Origin of the sequence: Streptomyces sp. NBC_00390 (assembly GCF_036057275.1) — a bacterium.
Taxonomy (GTDB): domain Bacteria; phylum Actinomycetota; class Actinomycetes; order Streptomycetales; family Streptomycetaceae; genus Streptomyces.
This window is the reverse complement of the sequence record NZ_CP107945.1, coordinates 1,316,243-1,331,864: the sequence shown is the minus strand read 5'-3', so window position 1 is coordinate 1,331,864 and position 15,622 is coordinate 1,316,243. Positions and strand designations below refer to the sequence as shown.

The following is a 15,622-nucleotide window of genomic DNA, read 5'->3' as shown; positions in this document are numbered from 1 at the left end:
TCCGTACCGGGCGGGGTAGCAGGCTCACTGGTACAGGGCCTCCACCTCGACCGCGTACGCCTTCTCGATCGCCTTGCGCTTCAGCTTCAACGACGGGGTCAGCAGACCGTGTTCCTCGCTGAACGGGTGGGCGAGTATCCGGAAGGTACGGATCGACTCCGCCTTGGAGACCGACGTGTTCGCGGCCACCACCGCCCGGCGGACCTCCATCTCCAGGTCCGGGTCGCGCACCAGGTCGGCCGGCTGCAGCGGAGGCTTGCCCTGGATGTTCAGCCAGTGGTCCACGGCCTCCTGGTCGACGGTGACGAGGGCCGCGATGTAGGGGCGGTCGTTGCCGACGACGATGCACTGGGCCACCAGCGGATGCGCCCGCACCCGCTCCTCCAGGCCTGCCGGCGACACACTCTTGCCGCCCGAGGTCTTGAGGATCTCCTTCTTGCGCCCGGTGATGGTCAGATAGCCGTCCTCGTCGAGCGCGCCGAGATCACCCGTCGCAAGCCAGCCGTCGCGCAGTACGGCGTCGGTGGCCTTCGGGTCGCCGAGATACCCCTGGAAGATCTGGCCGCCGTGCAGCCAGACCTCGCCGTCCTCGGCGATGTGGACGGTGGTGCCGGGGATCGGCTGGCCGACGGTGCCGTAGCGGGTGCGCTCGGGAGGGTTGGCGGTGGCCGCGGCGCACGACTCGGTCAGTCCGTACCCCTCGAAGATGGTGACGCCCGCGCCCTCGAAGAACAGTCCGAGTCTGCGGTCCATCCCCGAGCCGCCGGACATCGCGTGGCGCACGCGGCCGCCCATCGCGTCCCGGACCTTGCTGTACACGAGCTTCTCGAAGATCTGGTGCTGCAGCCGCAGCGCCGCCGACGGCCCGGGGCCGAGGCCGAAGGCCCGGTGCTCCATGGCCTCCGCGTACCGCACGGCGACATCGACGGCCTTGTCGAACGGACCCAGCTTGCCGGCGGTCTCGGCCTTGCGGCGGGCCGCGTTGAAGACCTTCTCGAAGATGTACGGCACGGCCAGGATGAACGTCGGCCGGAAGGAGGCCAGGTCGGGCAGCAGCGCCGCCGCCTGGAGCACCGGCTGATGGCCGAGCTTGACCCGCCCGCGGATCGCGGCGACCTCCACCATCCGGCCGAAGACGTGGGCGAGGGGCAGGAAGAGCAGCGTTGCGGCCTCGTCGCCGGGGCGGGAGTGGAAGACGGGCTCCCAGCGCCCGATGAGGGTGTCGGTCTCGTACATGAAGTTCGCGTGCGTGAGGACGCAGCCCTTGGGGCGGCCGGTGGTGCCCGAGGTGTAGATGACGGTGGCGATCGAGTCCGGGGTCACCGCACGCCGGTGCCGGTGCACCACTTCGTCCTCGATGTGGGCGCCCGCCTCGAACAGTTCGGCCACCGCCCCGGCGTCCAGCTGCCACAGCCGCTTCAGCCGGGGCAGCCTGTCGATCACCGAGCCGATGGTCATGGCGTGGTCCTCGTGCTCCACCATGCAGGCGGTCACCCCGGCGTCGTGCAGCATCCAGTGGACCTGCTCGGCGGAAGAGGTGGGGTAGATGGGCACGGACTGGGCGCCTACGGTCCACAGCGCGAAGTCGAAGAGGGTCCACTCGTAACGCGTGGGGCACATCAGCGCGACCCGGTCCCCGAACCGGACGCCCTGCGCGAGCAGGCCCTTGGCCAGTGCCAGTACCTCGTCGCGCAGCTGGGCGGACGTCACGTCCTGCCACTCGCCCGCGTCGTCCTTGCGGCCGAGCGCGACCCTGTCCGGATCGTCCACGGCATGGTCGAAGACCGCATCCGCCAGCCCGCCGACCAGAGGCGCTGCGGCCATGGGTGGGACAGTGAACTCGCGCAATGGCCTGCTCCTTGTGGCGCTCCGCACAGCGCCGTGACGGTACCCCACCTCTTGCACGGGCGGGAGGGCCTGTGCGAACTGCGGACGAATCGAATCTTCACAGGTCAGCCCAGGAGAGGAGCCCCGGTAGGGGAACCTGTGTACGGATTACTGACCCTCGAGTAAGCAACCGTGGCCGGAATCTGCACGGAATCTGTACGGGGTGCTCACCGCCGCTCTACCGGGTGACGGCCTGGTTCGTACCTGCTGAAGCCGCTGCGCCCTCGCCGCCCCCGGAACAGGCCCTCAGCGCCCGGCCGGCCCGTGGAGGCGGTCGCCGGCGGCGAGCAGCGCGGCGGCGAGAGCGGACGCGGCTTCCTGGGCGGCGGTACGACGGTGGCCGTGCAGCAGCACGAAGTCCACGGTGCCGAGATCGGGCAGGCCCGCCCGGTCGGGCACCGGGACCAGGCCGGGCGGGATCAGACCGCGCGTGTGCGCCATCACGCCGAGCCCCGCACGGGCCGCGGCGACCAGGCCGCTGAGACTGCCGCTGGTGCACGCGATGCGCCAGGCGCGGCCGTCGCGCTCCAGCACATCGAGGGCGCGGGCCCGGGTGACGGCCGGTGGCGGGAAGAGGATCAGCGGCACCGGCCGGTCGGGGTCCAGCCGTACGCCGTCGGCCGCGATCCACACCATGCGGTCCCGCCAGACCAGTTCGCCGTGTGTCGCGCCCGCCTGGCGCTTGGCGAGCACCAGATCCAGCCGCCCCGCCTCCAGCCGCGCGTGCAGTGTCCCGGAGAGCTCGACCGTGAGCTCGAGATCGACCTCGGGGTGCTCGCGGCGGAACGACTCCAGGATCTCGGGCAGCCGGGTCAGCACGAAGTCCTCCGACGCCCCGAACCGCAGCCGGCCGCGCAGGCGCGTGCCGGTGAAGAACGCGGCGGCCCGCTCATGCGCCTGCAGGATCGTCCGGGCGAAGCCGAGCATCGCCTCGCCGTTCTCGGTGAGCTCCACGCTGTGCGTGTCCCGCGTGAACAGCTGCCGCCCCGTCGCCTCCTCGAGCCTGCGCACATGCTGGCTCACCGTCGACTGGCGCAGGCCGAGCCGGCGTGCGGCCTGGGTGAAGCTGAGCGTCTGCGCGACAGCCAGAAACGTGCGCAGCTGGGTCGGTTCGTACATGAATCGACCCTAACTCGTCATCGCGATACGTGATGACAGTGAGAGCGGTGTACGGGATTCCCGATCGGCGCGGACGAGAGGACCATGGAGCGGGCACACCCTGAACCGAAAGCAATGTGGAGCACATGAGCCGCCGCCGTACCCCGAAGCTGCCGTCCTGGCTGCCGATCGACCCGTACATACTGGCGTTGCTGGCCACCGTGCTGCTCGCGGCGCTGCTGCCCGCGTCCGGTACCGCGGCCCAGGTGGCCGGCGGGGCGTCGACCGGAGCGGTGGCCCTGCTCTTCTTCCTCTACGGGGCACGGCTGTCGACCCGCGAGGCACTCGACGGGCTGCGCCACTGGCGACTGCATCTGACCGTGCTCACCGCGACGTTCGTCGTCTTCCCGCTGCTGGGGCTGGCTGCCTCGCACGGACTGCAGCCGCTGGTGCTGACCTCGGAGCTCGCCGCAGGTCTGCTGTTCCTGTGCCTGGTGCCGTCGACGATCCAGTCGTCGATCGCCTTCACCTCCATGGCCCGCGGCAACGTCCCGGCGGCGATCTGCGCCGGTTCCTTCTCCAGCCTCGCCGGCATCGTCCTCACGCCGCTGCTCGCCGCCCTGCTGCTCGGGGGCGGGGCGGGCGGCTTCTCCGCGGACTCGCTGCTGAAGATCGTGCTCCAGTTGGCGGCGCCGTTCCTGGCGGGGCAGCTGCTGCGCCGGTGGGTGGGCGGGCTGCTGGCCCGCCACAAGCAGGCGCTCGGCTTCGTCGACCGGGGCTCGATCCTGCTGGTCGTCTACACGGCCTTCAGCGAGGGCATGGTCCAGGGCGTCTGGCACCAGGTCACCCCCGCCCGGCTGGGCGCGCTGCTCGCCGTGGAGGCGCTCCTGCTCGCGGCGATGCTGACGCTGACCTGGTTCGGTGCGAAACGGCTGGGCTTCGGGCGGGGGGACCGTATCGCCGTCCAGTTCGCCGGCTCGAAGAAGAGCCTGGCGGCGGGGCTGCCGATGGCGGCGGTGCTCTTCGGGGCGCAGGCGAGCCTGGCGGCGCTGCCGCTGATGCTGTTCCACCAGATGCAGCTGATGGTGTGCGCGGTGATCGCCAAGCGGCGCGGCAGCGACGCGCAGGCGTCGGAGCCGCCTGCTTCCACCGGGGCGCGGACCCCGGGCCGTCGGGTGCCAGAGCCCACGGGTGTCTGATCCCGGCCGCCGGGACCAGGGCACGGCGCCGGACGTTTGATGGGACAGCGTCATGCGGTTCCCACGTGTGGTTGCAGAGGAGTCCGGCGTTGTCCATGCCCCGGGGCAGGTAGGAGAAGTCGCTGCCGGCCGGCCGTTGGTGGAGAAGGAGGGCCGCCGGTACCTCGACGGGACTCCGCCCCTCACCGGTCCTCATGCGACGACTGATGCTCACACCCGCAGGACGTGACCAACGACTCGCCCTGGCGGCGCGCCTCGCCGATCCGGACGCGCGCCGCGGCTGACAAGATCGCACGGTGACGACGTACGCCCTGCGCCCCTTCGGGCCCCGCCCCTGCACCCTGGTCGTGTGCCGCGGCTGCTGCTGCGGTGACGCACGCAAGATCCCCGGGACCGATCATGAGGGCCAACTGGCCCGGCTGCGCGAGGCGGCGGCCGCCTCGGGCGGGCGGCTCGCCGTGCGGACCAGCGACTGTCTCGGCCCCTGCGGACAGGCCAACGTCATCGTGGTCCAGCCCTCCACCGAGGGCCGCCGCCGCGGCGCCCGCGCCACCTGGATCGGCTGGGCCCTCGACGACGATGCGACCGACGACGTCATAGCCTGGGCGAACGCCGGCGGGCCCGGTCTCGCCGACGTCCCGGCCACGCTCGAACTCCAGTTGATCCCGCCGCCCGCTGACGCCCGCCGTCGGATGCGCTAGCGGACCCGTCGCGTGCCTGCCGCAGCATGCGCTGAGCCGTCCGTCTCGCAGCGCCCGCGCCCACCGCACCCCGACCGCCGTGCAGCGCCCCCGTACGGCGCACCGCGGACCCGTGGAGCCGCTCACAGAACCTTCGCCGCGGCGGCGTCGGCGGGGGCGCCGGTGAGCCCGAAGTCTCGGCAACTGCGCACGCGATCACCCGGTTCACGCCGAACCTGGCCCATCTGTCGAACATTTGCGGAGACTTCCCCGTGCACGCCTTCACGGGCGGCGCGCTGCTCGCTCCCACCGCCGTGGTCGACGGCGCAGGGGGCGTTCCCCGCCGGCCGGGCGCCGGCGCACATCAGACCCCGGTGCCGAAGGCGATGCGCTCCTCGCCCGCATACACGTTCATGTTGGATCCGCGCAGAAAACCGACCAGCGTCAGCCCGGTCTCCACGGCCAGATCCACCGCGAGCGAAGACGGCGCCGACACGGCGGCCAGCACCGGGATGCCCGCCATCACCGCCTTCTGGGCCAGCTCGAACGACGCGCGCCCCGAGACCAGCAGGATCGACCGGCTCAGCGGCAGCCTGTCCTCCCGAAGAGCCCGCCCGACCAGCTTGTCGACCGCGTTGTGCCGGCCGACGTCCTCGCGTATGTCGAGCAGCTCGCCCTCGGGCGAGAACAACGCCGCGGCATGCAGACCCCCGGTCCGGTCGAAGACCCGCTGTGCCGCCCGCAGCCGATCGGGGAGGCCGGCGAGCAGAGCGGGCTCGATCCGTACCGGGGGAGAGCCGTCGATCGGGAAGTGGGCGGTCGTACGGACGGCATCCAGGCTCGCCTTCCCGCACAGCCCGCACGACGACGTCGTGTACACATTGCGCTCCAGCGTGAAGTCCGGCAGCGGCACATCAGGTGCGAGCTGCACATCCACCACGTTGTAGGTGTTCGACCCCTCGTCCGTGGCGCCCGCGCAGTACACGATCGAGCGCACCTGCGAGGGCGAGGAGATCACGCCCTCGCTCACCAGGAAGCCCACTGCCAGCGCGAAGTCGTCGCCCGGGGTGCGCATGGTGATGGCGAGCGGCTTGCCGTTCAGCCGGATCTCCATCGGTTCCTCGGCCACCAGGGTGTCCGGACGGGCCGAGACGGCTCCGTCGCGGATACGGATGGTGCGGCGGCGCTCGGTGACCCGTCCCATGGTGATCAGTCCCGGTTCTGAACGTGGTGGAAGCCGAAGCGGCCCTTGATGCGGAAGTTGCCGTGGGTCACCGGGGTGCCGTGCGGCGAGGTGACCTTGACGGTCTCATTGTCCTGCACGTGCAGGACGAGGTTGCAGCCGGCGCCGCAGTACGCGCAGAGCGTGGTCGTCTCCGTCCGCGCCGCCTCGTCCGGCTGGGTCGAGGGCATCACGAGTCGCCGTCAGGAGTCGGCGGCCGCCGCCGACGCCGTACCCGCCGTCCTCGGACCCTTCGGGAAGCTCCAAAGTCCGGACCCCGAAGCTTGTCGGATCACCTGCCCCTGTACTGGCTGGTAGCAGCCAAGACTGGGTGGCTCCTGCATTCTTTGCTGAGGGGACCCTCCATTCATGACCGGCTCACGTGTCGTCGCCCTCGGGCACCATCAGCCCGCCAAGGTGCTCACCAACGACGATCTCGCGGCCATGGTCGACACGAGCGACGAGTGGATCCGCACCCGGGTCGGTATCGAGACGCGGCATGTCGCCGGCCCCGACGAGCCGGTCGACGAGCTCGCCGCACACGCCGGTGCGAAGGCGCTGGCCTCGGCGGGCTTCCTGCCCGAGGACATCGACCTCGTGCTGGTCGCCACCTCCACCGCGATCGACCGGTCGCCCAACATGGCGGCGCGGGTAGCGGCCCGCCTCGGGATGCGCTCGCCCGCGGTGATGGACCTCAACGTCGTGTGTGCGGGATTCACCCATGCGCTCGCCACGGCCGACCACACGGTGCGGGCGGGAGCGGCCACCCGCGCCCTGGTCATCGGCGCGGACAAGATGGCCGAGGTCGCCGACTGGACCGACCGCACCAGCTGCGTACTCGTCGGCGACGGCGCGGGCGCGGCCGTGGTGACGGCGGTGGACCCGGGGCAGGAGCCGGGCATAGGCCCGGTGCTGTGGGGTTCCGTACCGGAGATGGGGCATGCCGTACGGATCGAGGGCACTCCGCCGCGGTTCGCGCAGGAGGGCCAGGCCGTCTACCGCTGGGCGACCACGCAGCTGCCCCCGATCGCCCGCAAGGTCTGCGAACGGGCGGGCGTCGCACCCGAGGAGCTCGCGGCCGTGGTGCTGCACCAGGCCAACCTGCGGATCATCGAGCCCGTCGCGCAGAAGATCGGTGCCGTCAACGCGGTGATCGCCCGCGATGTGGTGCAGTCCGGCAACACATCGGCCGCCTCGATCCCGATGGCGCTGTCCAAGCTGGTGCAGCGCGGCGAGATCGGCACGGGTGATCCGGTTCTGCTCTTCGGCTTCGGCGGGAACCTTTCGTACGCGGGGCAGGTCATCCGCTGCCCCTGACAGTCGCTCGCGGAGCCTGCCGGCCGTCGTCCCCGGCCGGACGCGCGCCGGGGCAGACTGAACGGCATGGTGACGAAACGAAGTGCCGGGCTTCTGCTGTACCGACGTCGTGACGGTCGCGTCGAGGTCCTCCTCGGCCATATGGGCGGCCCCTTCTGGGAGTCCCGCGACGAGGCGGCGTGGTCGGTGCCGAAGGGTGAGTACACCGAGGACGAGCAGCCGATGGCCGCCGCGCGCCGGGAGTTCGAGGAGGAGCTCGGACTCGAGCCGCCCGAAGGCGACTGGCGGCCCCTCGGCGAGTCACGCCAGGCGAACGGCAAGATCGTGACGGTGTGGGCGATGGAGGGTGACCTGGACACCGCCCTCGTCGTGCCGGGCACCTTCACGATGGAGTGGCCGCGCGGCTCGGGCGTCGTGCGGGAGTATCCCGAGATCGACCGGGCCGAGTGGATCGGCATCGACGAGGCACGCCAGAAGCTGGTGGCGGGTCAGCGGGTGTTCCTGGAGCGGCTGGACCCGCTGCTGTAGCCCCGGCCTCGACAGGCCGTACCACCCGTTGTGCCACGCGGGCCGACCTCGCCGTCGGCCCGCTGTGCTGTGTCCGGGCGCGGTCACTCACGAACCTTTGTCCCGGGTGTGGAGAAAGTTGTGCCGGAACTGCGCTCAAGTTCTTCCCAGTTGAGCAAAGCGCTGCTACGTTCCCCTCGAAAGCACGACGGAACGGCCTACTGGGGTCCCCACGCCGAAGGCCAGGGGAGGGGAGGGGCTAGTGAGACGTATGACGGCTCGACCCGCGAACGCCCATCAGGCGCGACTGCTCCGGCTGCTGCGTGACGGCGGGCCCAACTCCCGTGCGCAGCTGGGCGACCAGGTGGACCTGTCCCGCTCCAAGCTCGCAGTGGAGGTCGACCGGCTGCTGGAGACCGGCCTGATCGTCGCCGACGGACTCGCCGCATCCCGCGGCGGCCGCCGCTCCCACAACATCCGGCTCGCGCCGGCACTGCGCTTCCTCGGCGTCGACATCGGAGCCACCTCCATCGACGTGGCGGTCACCAACGCGGAGCTGGAGGTGCTCGGACACCTCAACCACCCCATGGACGTACGCGAAGGACCCGTCGCCGTCTTCGAGCAGGTGCTGTCGATGGCCGCCAAGCTCAAGGCGTCCGGGCTCGCCGAAGGCTTCGACGGGGCCGGCATCGGGGTGCCCGGCCCGGTCCGCTTCCCCGAGGGCATACCGGTCGCACCGCCGATCATGCCCGGCTGGGACGGCTTCCCGGTCCGCGAGGCGCTCAGCCAGGACCTCGGCTGCCCCGTCATGGTCGACAACGATGTGAACCTGATGGCGATGGGGGAGCAGCACGCGGGCGTCGCACGCTCCGTCGGAGACTTCCTCTGCATCAAGATCGGGACCGGTATCGGCTGCGGCATCGTCGTCGGGGGCGAGGTCCACCGCGGTACGACGGGCAGCGCCGGCGACATCGGGCACATCCAGGTCGAAGCGGACGGCCGGGCCTGCGCCTGCGGCAACCACGGCTGCCTGGAAGCCTACTTCGGCGGAGCCGCCCTCGCCCGCGACGCCGAGGACGCGGCCCGCAGCGGCCGCTCACCGGAACTCGCTCTCCGGCTCGAGGCGGCCGGCCGCCTCACCGCCGTCGACGTGTCGGCAGCCGCGGCCGCGGGCGACGCCATCGCCCTCGATCTGATCCGCGACGGCGGCAACCGCGTCGGCCAGGTCATCGCGGGACTCGTCAGCTTCTTCAACCCGGGTCTGGTGGTGATCGGCGGCGGCGTGACCGGCCTCGGACACACCCTGCTGGCCAGCGTACGCACCCAGGTCTACCGGCAGTCCCTGCCGCTGGCCACCGGCAATCTCCCCATCGTGCTGGGCGAGTTGGGGCCGGCCGCCGGAGTGATCGGCGCCGCCCGGCTCATCAGCGACCACCTGTTCTCGCCGGCCTGATCCCCCGGACCGGCCCGCACCGCCGCGCCACCGCACCGCCGCACCCCGCACCGCCGCATCCTGCACCTGGTACCACCCTGCCCGCTCACCGGCCGCACCCGCCGAGGGGAACGTCATGGCACCAGAACCACCCCTGCTCACCATGTCCGGCATCACCAAGTCCTTCCCCGGCGTCCGCGCCCTCGACGGCGTCGACCTGGAGGTCCAGGCCGGCGAAGTCCACTGTCTCCTCGGCCAGAACGGCGCCGGCAAGTCCACCCTGATCAAGGTGCTCGCCGGAGCCCATCAGCCCGACGGCGGAGAGATCACCTGGCAGGGCGAGCAGGTCACGCTGGGGTCACCGATCGCCGCCATGCGCCTCGGCATCGCCACCATCTACCAGGAACTCGACCTGGTCGAAGGGCTGTCGGTCGCCGAGAACGTCTTTCTCGGACACGAACCCACCACCGCCGGCTTCGTCGTGCGCTCCGGCACCGCGCGCACCCGGGCGGCCCGGCTTCTGAAGCGGCTCGGCCACCCCGAGATCGACCCGGCACGCCTCGTCGGCTCCCTCTCCGCCGCCCAGCAGCAGATCGTCTCCATGGCCCGCGCCCTTTCCCACGAGGTGCGCCTGATCGTGATGGACGAGCCGTCCGCCGCCCTCGACCCCGACGAGGTGGACAACCTCTTCCGGATCGTGGGCGATCTGACCGCCGACGGCGTCGCGGTCGTCCACATCTCCCACCGACTGGAGGAGATCCGCAGGATCGGCGACCGGGTGACCGTCCTCAAGGACGGGCGGGCGGTCGCCGTGGGTCTGCCCGCCAAGTCGACCCCGACGCGCGACGTGGTCGCGCTGATGACCGGACGCCATGTCGAGTATGTCTTCCCGCCGCGCCCCGACAACGCTGTCGCCGCCACCGGTGAACCGATTCTGCGGGTCGAAGGGCTCAGCCGGGACGGCGAGTTCGCACCCGTCGACATGGAACTGCGCCCCGGCGAGATCGTCGGCCTCGCCGGCCTCGTCGGATCCGGCCGCTCCGAAATCCTCGAGACGATCTACGGGGCCCGCCGGCCGAGCGCCGGCCGTGTACTCGTCGACGGCAGCCCGCTGCGCCCGGGCAGCGTACGCTCCGCCGTCCGCGCCGGCATCGGACTCGCCCCCGAGGAGCGCAAGGCGCAAGGGCTGCTGATGCTGGAGTCCGTCACCCGCAACGTCTCCCTCTCCACCCTCCCCCGGTTCGCCCGCGGCGGCTGGCTCGACCGGCGCCGCGAGCGAGCCGCCGCCCAGCAGGCCACCCGGGAACTCTCCCTGCGTCCCGACGACCCCGACGCCCGTATCCGCACCCTGTCCGGCGGCAATCAGCAAAAGGCAGTACTCGCCCGCTGGCTGCTGCGCGGCTGCCGCGTGCTGCTGCTCGACGAGCCCACCCGAGGCGTCGACGTCGGCGCCCGTGCCGAGCTGTACACCGTGATCCGCCGGCTGGCCGACGAAGGCCTCGCCGTACTGCTCGTCTCCAGCGAAGTGCCCGAGGTCCTGGGACTCGCCGACCGGGTGCTGGTGCTGCGCGAGGGCAGCGTCGTGCACACCGCCGACGCCCGGCAGCTCGACGAGCACCGCGTACTCGACCTCGTGATGGAAGGGAGCCCGACGGCATGACGCAGCCAGCCTCTCCGGCGCAGCAGGACGCGCCCGTGACCACCGCCAAGACCGCACCCGCGGTATCGGGCAGGCGACCGCTCGGACTGCACCTCGATGTCCGCAACCTCTCGCTGCTCGGCGTCCTCGCCGCCCTGATCGTGGTCGGCGGCATCACCAAGCCCGACGAGTTCCTCGCCACCAGCAACCTCCAACTGGTCCTCACCCAGGCCTCCGTCATCGGCGTGGTCACCGTCGGCATGACCTTTGTGATCACCAGTGGAGGCATCGACCTGTCGGTGGGCGCGATCGTGGCGCTCGCCTCCGTATGGGCGACGACCGTCGCCACCCAGGAGTACGGTTTCGCCGGCATCCTCTTCACCGCGGTGATCGTCGGTGTCGGCTGCGGACTTGTGAACGGACTGCTCATCGCCTACGGCGGGATGGTCCCCTTCATCGCCACCCTGGCCATGCTCGCCGCCGCACGCGGACTCGCCCTCCAGATCACCGACGGCAAGACCCAGATCGTCACCGTCAACTCCGTGCTCGACCTCGGCATCAAGGACGCCTACATCCTCGGCATCCCGCCGCTGGTGCTGGTCTTCGCCGCGGTCACCGCCGTCGGCTGGCTCATCCTCAACCGCACCACCTTCGGCCGCCGCACCGTCGCCGTCGGCGGCAACGCGGAAGCAGCCCGGCTCGCCGGCATCGATGTACGCCGCCAACGCCTCTACCTCTACCTGCTGTCCGGACTGTGCTGCGGCATCGCCGCCTTCATGCTGATCGTCCTCGCCGGCTCCGGCCAGAACACCAACGGCAACCTCTACGAACTCGACGCCATCGCCGCCGCGATCATCGGCGGCACGCTCCTCAGCGGCGGCCGCGGCACCATCGCCGGCTCGGTCCTCGGCGTCCTCGTCTTCACCACGATCACCAACATCTTCGCGCTCAACAACCTGGAGAGCGCCGTCCAGCAGATCGCCAAGGGCGCCATCATCGTCGCCGCCGTACTGATCCAGCACCGCACCCTGCGCGGCGGCGAGGCCTGACCCCGGCCCGTCCCGCCCCTTTGGTCCCCCACGCCCAACCGCCCCCAGCTGAAGGGTTGATCCGTCATGCCAGAAATCCCCGCAACCAGCCGCAGAGGACTGCTCTTCGGCACCGCCGCCGTCTCCGCCGGCGCACTGCTGACCGCCTGCACCAGCAACGAACCCAAGAAGCAGGAGCCGGCCGCCCAGAACGCACCCTCCGCCGACGACAAGCCCGGCAAGCCCGTCACCATCGGATTCGCCGGCCCCCAGGCCGACCACGGCTGGCTGAACGCCATCAACGACAACGCCAAGTCCCGGGCCGAGAAGTACTCCGACGTGACCCTGGAGATCACCGAGGGCTCCAACGACACGGCGATCCAGATCGGCCAGGTCCAGACCCTGATCAACAAAAAGGTCGACGTGCTGGTGATCCTGCCCGCCGACGGCAAGGCGCTCACCCAGGTCGGCCTGCAGGCCATGAAGGCGGGCATCCCCGTCGTCAATCTGGACCGGATCTTCGCCACCCCGCAGGCCTACCGCTGCTGGATCGGCGGCGACAACTACGGCATGGGCCTCAACGCCGGCAACTTCATCGGCGAGCAGCTCAAGGACAAGCCGAACGCCAAGGTGATCGAGCTCGCCGGAATGGACAACCTGGAGCTCACCAAGCAGCGCACCCAGGGCTTCGACGACGCGCTGAAGAACTACCCCAACATCAAGAAGGTGGCCCGGCAGGCCGCCGACTTCACCGTCGAGTCGGGCCAGGCCAAGATGGCCCAGCTGCTCCAGGCCCAGTCGAAGTTCGACGCCCTGTGGAACCACGACGACGACCAGGGCGTGGGCGCGCTGCGCGCCATCGCCCAGGCCGCCCGCAAGGACTTCCTGATGGTCGGCGGTGCCGGCGCCAAGTCCGCGATGGACGCCATCAAGGCCGACAACAGCGTCCTCAAGGCGACTGTCCTGTACCCGCCGACCATGGCGGCCTCCGCCATCGACCTCGCCCGCGCACTCGGGCAGGGCAAAGGCATCAGCGGGATGTCCGAACTGGAGATCCCCGCCTCGCTGACCCTGTACTCGGCCGTCGTGACCAAGGACAACGTCGACGAGTACCTGCCCACCGGCTTCAGCTGACCGGCATCGATCCCTCATTGCACTCTCGACGAGGAGGAATCCGTGTGACTCCGCACCCCATCCGAAGACGGGGGCTTCCGACCCAAGGGTCGCGGTCCAGCCCGAACCGGTCCCTAACGGAACGTAAGCAATCACAGGCCAGGGATGGGATTCCCCCCACCGGCTGATGTCGGTGGTCACCTCGCGAGGAGACCGATGAAACTGAGGGACAGCGAGGCCGCGCCGCCGACACTCGGCGTCGGCATGGTCGGCTACGCGTTCATGGGCGCCGCCCATTCGCAAGGGTGGCGCACCGCGGGACGCGTCTTCGACCTGCCGCTGCGGCCGGTCCTCGCCGCGATCGGCGGCCGTGACGCGCAGGCCGTTCGGGCCGCGGCCGGCAAACACGGCTGGGCCGCGGCGGAGACCGACTGGCGTGCCCTCGTGGCCCGCGACGATGTGCAGCTGGTCGACATCTGCACACCGGGGGACAGCCATGCGGAGATCGCCGTCGCGGCGCTGGAGGCGGGAAAGCACGTCCTGTGCGAGAAGCCGCTCGCCAATTCGGTGGCCGAGGCCGAGGCCATGGTCACGGCCGCCGAAGCGGCAAGGGCGCGTGGCCAGGTGGCCATGGTCGGCTTCAACTACCGGCGGGTGCCCGCCATCGCCTACGCCCGGAGTCTGATCGCCGAGGGCAGACTGGGCGCCCTGCGGCACGTCCGGGTGACCTACCTCCAGGACTGGCTGGTCGACCCGGAGTTCCCGCTGACCTGGCGGCTCAAGGCCGAGCACGCGGGTTCCGGGGCGCTCGGCGATCTCGGGGCGCACATCGTCGACCTCGCGCAGTACCTCGCGGGGGAGCTGCTGGTCGGCGTCTCGGCGCAGCTGGAGACCTTCGTACGGGAGCGGCCGCTGCTCGCGGGCGCCTCGGCCGGACTGTCCGCGTCCGGAGGTCCCGAGCGCGGTCCGGTCACCGTCGACGACGCCGCCCTGTTCACCGGCCGGCTCGCCTCGGGGGCGCTCGCATCCTTCGAGGCGACCCGGATGGCGTCGGGCCGCAAGAACGCGCTGCGGCTCGAGATCAACGGCGAGCTCGGCTCGCTCGCCTTCGACCTGGAGCGGCTCAACGAACTCTCGTTCCACGACCACAGCGAGCCCGCCACCACGGCCGGCTTCCGGCGGATCCTGGTCACCGAGGCGGAGCACCCGTACCTGGAGGCCTGGTGGCCGCCGGGCCATGCGCTCGGCTACGAGCACACCTTCGCCCACCAGGCCCGTGACCTGGTGGTCGCGATCGCCGCGAAGGCAGACCCGGCGCCGTCGTTCGCCGACGGGCTACAGGTGCAGCGGGTGCTCGCGGCGGTGGAGGAGAGCGCCGCGAAGAACGCCGCGTACACCCCCGTACCCACAGCACAAGCGGCCCCGGCCGCGTAGACACAGCCTCAGGAGGAGGTCCGATGCCACGCCCGTTCACGCTGTTCACCGGCCAGTGGGCCGATCTGCCGCTGGAGGAGGTCTGCCGGCTCGCCCGGGACTTCGGTTACGACGGTCTCGAACTCGCCTGCTGGGGCGACCACTTCGAGGTCGACAAGGCGCTCGCCGACCCGTCCTACCTGGACGGGCGGCACGCACTCCTCGGCAAGTACGGACTCAAATGCTGGGCGATCTCCAACCATCTGGTCGGCCAGGCCGTCTGCGACAACCCCATCGACGAACGGCACCAGGGCATTCTGCCCGCCCGTATCTGGGGCGACGGCGAAGCGGAGGGCGTACGGCAGCGGGCCGCGGCGGAGCTCAAGGACACCGCCAGGGCCGCGGCCGCCTTCGGGGTGCGCACGGTCATCGGCTTCACCGGCTCGTCCATCTGGCATCTGGTGGCGATGTTCCCGCCGGTGCCGGAACGGATGATCGACCGTGGTTACGAGGACTTCGCGGAGCGCTGGAACCCGATCCTCGACGTCTTCGACGCCGAGGGCGTGCGCTTCGCCCACGAGGTGCATCCCAGCGAGATCGCCTACGACTACTGGACGACCAAGCGTGCCCTGGAGGCGGTCGGCAACCGGCCGGCCTTCGGGCTCAACTTCGACCCGAGCCACTTCGTGTGGCAGGACCTGGACCCTGTCGGCTTCCTGTACGACTTCCGGGACCGGATCTACCACGTCGACTGCAAGGAGGCCCGCAAGCGCCTCGACGGGCGCAACGGGCGGCTCGGCTCCCATCTGCCGTGGGGAGACCCGCGGCGCGGCTGGGACTTCGTCTCCGCCGGGCACGGCGACGTGCCCTGGGAGGACGTGTTCCGGATGCTGCGTTCCATCGGTTACGACGGCCCGGTCTCGGTGGAGTGGGAGGACGCGGGAATGGACCGGCTGCAGGGTGCCCCGGAAGCGCTTGCCGGTCTGAAGCGGTTCGACTTCGACCCGCCCAGCGCCTCCTTCGACGCCGCGTTCGGCGGTGGCGACCAGTAGAAAGCAGCAGGTCCCGAGCCCGGTGGCGCATCCGC

At 70.9% G+C, this 15,622-nt stretch carries 13 protein-coding genes and 1 pseudogene; 10 read left to right on the top strand and 4 right to left on the bottom strand.

The annotated features are described in order from the left end of the window. Positions 1 to 24: 24 nt before the first annotated feature. Together OHS70_RS05695 and OHS70_RS05690 are read right to left on the bottom strand one after the other, a co-directional pair. Positions 25 to 1,824 (bottom strand): AMP-dependent synthetase/ligase, encoded by a 1,800-nt coding sequence (locus OHS70_RS05695; protein WP_328394297.1) that lies wholly within the window; start codon positions 1,822 to 1,824, stop codon positions 25 to 27. A 309-nt stretch (positions 1,825 to 2,133) separates the two neighbouring features. Then, complete coding sequence (locus OHS70_RS05690) at positions 2,134 to 3,006, bottom strand: LysR substrate-binding domain-containing protein (RefSeq protein ID WP_328394295.1); 873 nt, start codon at positions 3,004 to 3,006, stop codon at positions 2,134 to 2,136. Positions 3,007 to 3,131: 125 nt separating this feature from the next. Between OHS70_RS05690 and OHS70_RS05685 the strand changes: the two genes are divergently transcribed. After that, entirely contained in the window at positions 3,132 to 4,184 is a 1,053-nt protein-coding gene (locus tag OHS70_RS05685; RefSeq protein ID WP_328394293.1) for a bile acid:sodium symporter family protein, read from the top strand. Positions 4,185 to 4,480: 296 nt separating this feature from the next. Further along, positions 4,481 to 4,885 carry a (2Fe-2S) ferredoxin domain-containing protein gene (locus OHS70_RS05680; RefSeq protein WP_328394291.1) on the top strand — a complete coding sequence of 135 codons (405 nt, stop codon included), beginning with the start codon at positions 4,481 to 4,483 and terminating at the stop codon, positions 4,883 to 4,885. 343 nt (positions 4,886 to 5,228) lie between these two features. On the opposite strand, the gene fdhD is transcribed toward OHS70_RS05680, so the two are convergent. Both fdhD and OHS70_RS05670 read right to left on the bottom strand, forming a co-directional pair. Beyond that, positions 5,229 to 6,068 carry a formate dehydrogenase accessory sulfurtransferase FdhD gene (fdhD, locus tag OHS70_RS05675; RefSeq protein WP_328394289.1) on the bottom strand — a complete coding sequence of 280 codons (840 nt, stop codon included), beginning with the start codon at positions 6,066 to 6,068 and terminating at the stop codon, positions 5,229 to 5,231. A 5-nt stretch (positions 6,069 to 6,073) separates the two neighbouring features. Next, positions 6,074 to 6,259 (bottom strand): annotated as a pseudogene (locus tag OHS70_RS05670) (2Fe-2S iron-sulfur cluster-binding protein); the annotation flags it as partial. Between the two features lie 196 nt (positions 6,260 to 6,455). Here OHS70_RS05670 and OHS70_RS05665 point away from each other — a divergent pair. From OHS70_RS05665 to OHS70_RS05630, 8 genes are all read left to right on the top strand, one after another. Beyond that, the gene (locus OHS70_RS05665) at positions 6,456 to 7,403 is read left to right on the top strand and encodes a beta-ketoacyl-ACP synthase III (RefSeq protein WP_328394287.1); all 948 of its coding nucleotides are present in this window, start codon (positions 6,456 to 6,458) and stop codon (positions 7,401 to 7,403) included. Between the two features lie 66 nt (positions 7,404 to 7,469). Further along, entirely contained in the window at positions 7,470 to 7,931 is a 462-nt protein-coding gene (locus OHS70_RS05660; protein WP_328394285.1) for an NUDIX domain-containing protein, read from the top strand. A gap of 250 nt (positions 7,932 to 8,181) precedes the next feature. Continuing rightward, positions 8,182 to 9,363, top strand: coding sequence for an ROK family transcriptional regulator (locus tag OHS70_RS05655; RefSeq protein WP_328394283.1), 1,182 nt, complete (start codon positions 8,182 to 8,184; stop codon positions 9,361 to 9,363). A 115-nt stretch (positions 9,364 to 9,478) separates the two neighbouring features. Further along, entirely contained in the window at positions 9,479 to 11,002 is a 1,524-nt protein-coding gene (locus tag OHS70_RS05650) for a sugar ABC transporter ATP-binding protein (protein ID WP_328394281.1), read from the top strand. Then, positions 10,999 to 12,030: an ABC transporter permease gene (locus tag OHS70_RS05645; protein ID WP_328394279.1), complete on the top strand. Its 1,032-nt coding sequence runs from the start codon at positions 10,999 to 11,001 to the stop codon at positions 12,028 to 12,030. The genes OHS70_RS05650 and OHS70_RS05645 overlap by 4 nt, the downstream gene beginning before the upstream one ends. Positions 12,031 to 12,096: 66 nt before the next feature. Further along, complete coding sequence (locus OHS70_RS05640) at positions 12,097 to 13,143, top strand: substrate-binding domain-containing protein (RefSeq protein WP_328394277.1); 1,047 nt, start codon at positions 12,097 to 12,099, stop codon at positions 13,141 to 13,143. A gap of 195 nt (positions 13,144 to 13,338) precedes the next feature. Further along, positions 13,339 to 14,556 carry a Gfo/Idh/MocA family protein gene (locus tag OHS70_RS05635; protein ID WP_328394275.1) on the top strand — a complete coding sequence of 406 codons (1,218 nt, stop codon included), beginning with the start codon at positions 13,339 to 13,341 and terminating at the stop codon, positions 14,554 to 14,556. A 23-nt stretch (positions 14,557 to 14,579) separates the two neighbouring features. Next, the gene (locus OHS70_RS05630) at positions 14,580 to 15,587 is read left to right on the top strand and encodes a sugar phosphate isomerase/epimerase family protein (RefSeq protein ID WP_328394273.1); all 1,008 of its coding nucleotides are present in this window, start codon (positions 14,580 to 14,582) and stop codon (positions 15,585 to 15,587) included. Positions 15,588 to 15,622 lie beyond the last annotated feature (35 nt).

Coding starts and splice junctions, on each gene's coding strand:
- fdhD (WP_328394289.1), bottom strand. CDS start 6,068: ATGGGACGGGTCACCGAGCGCCGCCGCACCATCCGTATCCGCGACGGA.
- OHS70_RS05655 (WP_328394283.1), top strand. CDS start 8,182: ATGACGGCTCGACCCGCGAACGCCCATCAGGCGCGACTGCTCCGGCTG.
- OHS70_RS05640 (WP_328394277.1), top strand. CDS start 12,097: ATGCCAGAAATCCCCGCAACCAGCCGCAGAGGACTGCTCTTCGGCACC.
- OHS70_RS05650 (WP_328394281.1), top strand. CDS start 9,479: ATGGCACCAGAACCACCCCTGCTCACCATGTCCGGCATCACCAAGTCC.
- OHS70_RS05690 (WP_328394295.1), bottom strand. CDS start 3,006: ATGTACGAACCGACCCAGCTGCGCACGTTTCTGGCTGTCGCGCAGACG.
- OHS70_RS05695 (WP_328394297.1), bottom strand. CDS start 1,824: ATGGCCGCAGCGCCTCTGGTCGGCGGGCTGGCGGATGCGGTCTTCGAC.
- OHS70_RS05685 (WP_328394293.1), top strand. CDS start 3,132: ATGAGCCGCCGCCGTACCCCGAAGCTGCCGTCCTGGCTGCCGATCGAC.
- OHS70_RS05665 (WP_328394287.1), top strand. CDS start 6,456: ATGACCGGCTCACGTGTCGTCGCCCTCGGGCACCATCAGCCCGCCAAG.
- OHS70_RS05635 (WP_328394275.1), top strand. CDS start 13,339: ATGAAACTGAGGGACAGCGAGGCCGCGCCGCCGACACTCGGCGTCGGC.
- OHS70_RS05645 (WP_328394279.1), top strand. CDS start 10,999: ATGACGCAGCCAGCCTCTCCGGCGCAGCAGGACGCGCCCGTGACCACC.
- OHS70_RS05660 (WP_328394285.1), top strand. CDS start 7,470: ATGGTGACGAAACGAAGTGCCGGGCTTCTGCTGTACCGACGTCGTGAC.
- OHS70_RS05630 (WP_328394273.1), top strand. CDS start 14,580: ATGCCACGCCCGTTCACGCTGTTCACCGGCCAGTGGGCCGATCTGCCG.